Origin of the sequence: Kitasatospora sp. MY 5-36, assembly GCF_001182915.1 — a bacterium.
Lineage (GTDB): Bacteria > Actinomycetota > Actinomycetes > Streptomycetales > Streptomycetaceae > Kitasatospora.
Genome location: NZ_LFVW01001065.1, coordinates 1 through 2,144 on the forward strand (window position 1 = coordinate 1; position 2,144 = coordinate 2,144).

The 2,144-nt window shown below is 75.2% G+C and carries 2 protein-coding genes and 1 pseudogene; all 3 read right to left on the reverse strand.

Annotated features, from left to right (window positions below; translation table 11 throughout):
* Positions 1–5: 5 nt before the first annotated feature.
* Entirely contained in the window at positions 6–950 is a 945-nt protein-coding gene (locus AE652_RS40095; protein WP_049660648.1) for an ROK family glucokinase, read from the reverse strand.
* A gap of 191 nt (positions 951–1,141) precedes the next feature.
* Positions 1,142–1,564, reverse strand: coding sequence for a DUF5304 family protein (locus tag AE652_RS48820; RefSeq protein ID WP_049660650.1), 423 nt, complete (start codon positions 1,562–1,564; stop codon positions 1,142–1,144).
* Positions 1,565–1,714: 150 nt separating this feature from the next.
* A pseudogene (locus AE652_RS47010) lies at positions 1,715–2,144 on the reverse strand (ArsA family ATPase); the annotation flags it as partial.

The window sequence follows — 2,144 nt, forward strand, 5'->3', positions numbered from 1 at the left end:
GGCGGTTACGGGACGCGGGCGAGGTCCGCCGCGCCGACGATGCCGGCGGCGGAGCCCATCGAGGCCAGCACGACCTCGGCGCGCGGCCGGTGCACCCCGCCGGTCAGGTAGTGCTCGAAGGCCTTGGCGACCGGGTCGAGCAGCAGTCGGCCGGAGTCGGAGACGCCGCCGCCGAGCACGAAGACGGCCGGGTCGAACAGCGCGGCGAGGTCGGCCATGCCGCGGCCCAGCCAGTCGGACAGCTCGGCGTAGCACTCCAGGGCGAGCGGGTCGCCCTCCTCGGCGGCCTGGGTGATGTGGATGCCGCGGATGGTCTCGGCCACGCCGTCGTTGAGCTCCAGCATCCGGTGGCCGCGCTGCGGGTCGGCGGCGGCCTTCTCCCGGCCGTAGCGGCGCAGCGCGCGCCCGGAGCCGTACTGCTCCCAGCAGCCCTTGCCGCCGCAGCCGCAGGCCAGGCCGTCGGGGACCATGTTGAGGTGGCCGATCTCGCCGGCCACGCCGAAGCGGCCGCGGTGCAGCCGGCCGTCCAGGACGATGCCGCCGCCGATGCCGGTGCCGACGGTGATCAGCACCATGTCCTGGTGGTCGGCGGCCGCGCCGAAGCGGAACTCGGCCCAGGCCGCGCAGTTGGCGTCGTTCTCGACGACGGTGGACAGGCCGGTGAGCTCCTCGACCCGCCCGCGCAGCGGCTCGTTCTCCCAGTCGATGTTGGGGGCGAAGATCACCGTGGAGCGGTTGCTGTCGACGAAGCCGGGGGCGCCGACGCCCACCGCGGTGACGTCGGGGTGCTCCTCCTTGAGCTCGCGCACGGCCTGCGCGATGGCGTCGACCGCCCACTGCGGGTCGGCCGGGGTGGGCACCCTGGTCCGGGCCAGGATCGCGCCCGCCTCGTCGACCACGCCTGCCGCGATCTTGGTCCCGCCGACATCGACGCCGATGGTCAGAGCCATGTGTCCCTCAGCTATTCACTCGTTCCGCTGGACGGAACGCTACCGCCCAACCCGGCCCCCGTACACAGCCTCGCATACATTATCCGAAGACAACTCTGGGCCGACGCGGCCGGGATGCTTCAAAAGTCGTATCTAATCTCCTTCTTCGTGACGTACGAGAGCAGCGCGATCACCCTCCGGAAGTCACGGTTTCACTGCTTGGCGGACGGCCCGTCAGCCTCGTCAAAGCCGGAGCCACGGCCGCCGTCACCGTCGCCGTCGAGGTCGATCTTCTCCGTCGGCGCGCCCTGCCCGGCGGTCCAGCGGCTCTCGTGCCCGGCCACGGCGGCGCGGTAGGCGGCCAGCAGCTCACTGCCCGCGGCGGCGAGCCCGGTGCCGGCGGCGGCGAGGTGGGAGTAGACCTCCGGCTGCTGGGTGCGCAGCTTGTCGGCCAGCCCGGAGAGGGTGATCAGGGTGGTGGCGCTCGCCTCCTGGGCCTTGTCGCCGAGCGCACCGGCGAACCGGCGCACCTCGTCCACCAGCGGGCCCAGCTCCGGGCCGAACGGGTGCCCCTGGCCGCCCTGCTCGCCGTCCGGCCGGCCGCCGGGCTCGGTGCGGTCGTCGGTGCTGGTCATCGCGGGCGCCTCCTCAGCCGTGGCCGCACCCCGCGGCCCTCCGGCCCGACGCTACCCGACCGGCCGGGCCGCCCGGAAAGCCGCCGAACCCGGTCCAGGGCCCGCCAGAGCCCCGACCGAATCCCGCCGGTCCCCCCGCCGAACCCCCCGTCAGCCCCGGGGCCAGAGCGCCGGGTCCGGCGCGAACCGCACCGAGAGCACGCCGTCGTGCAGCCCCGCCCCGGCCACCGTGCAGCGGCGCAGCGCGGACGGCAGGGTGAGCACCCGGCGGTGGGTGCCGACCCCGACGACCAGGTCGTCGCCCCGGCGGACCAGGTCCAGCTCGGAGCGGTCGGCGCCGGGCAGGTCGAGGTGCCAGACCAGCAGGCCCTCCTCGGCGAGCCGGTCCTCGACCGGCCAGGGCTCGGGGGCGAGCCGCCCGGGCCCGTCCCCGTCGCCGTAGAGCCGGTCGGCGACGGCCTCCAGGGTGGCGTCGTCCAGGCCGGCGACCAGCACCGGGGCGTCGGTCTCGGCGGCGAGCCCGGTCAGCTCCTCCTGCCGGCGGCGGGCCAGGGCGGCCAGCCACGGGTCGGGCGAGGAG

What these genes read in the sequence shown, in the direction of transcription:
- AE652_RS40095 (WP_049660648.1), bottom strand. Translation starts at nt 950, where the DNA reads ATGGCTCTGACCATCGGCGTCGATGTCGGCGGGACCAAGATCGCGGCA.
- AE652_RS48820 (WP_049660650.1), bottom strand. Translation starts at nt 1,564, where the DNA reads ATGACCAGCACCGACGACCGCACCGAGCCCGGCGGCCGGCCGGACGGC.